At 46.2% G+C, this 223-nt stretch carries 1 protein-coding gene; it reads left to right on the top strand.

Annotation, left to right across the window (positions count from 1 at the left end):
- On the top strand, positions 1-223 hold a 223-nt coding region (locus KKC1_RS06565; protein WP_143288695.1), incomplete at both ends, for a transposase.

Below are 223 nucleotides of genomic sequence, written 5' to 3'. Positions count from 1 at the left end.
AGTTGGAGAACCTGTTGGCATAGATGTTGGTTTGAAACACTTTGCCGTTCTTTCCACTGGAGAGAAAATAGAAGCTCCCAAAAGCCTGGAAAAGAACCTAAAAAGATTGAGAAGGCTGTCCCGGCAACACACAAGGAAGCAGAAAGGCTCGAACAACCGAAGAAAATCAGCTATAAAGCTGGCGAGACTTCACCGCCGGATAAGAAACCAGAGGAGGGATTTC

The organism is Calderihabitans maritimus (assembly GCF_002207765.1).
In the GTDB taxonomy this organism is placed as follows: domain Bacteria; phylum Bacillota; class KKC1; order Calderihabitantales; family Calderihabitantaceae; genus Calderihabitans; species Calderihabitans maritimus.
This window is presented reverse-complemented; position numbering and strand designations above follow the sequence as displayed.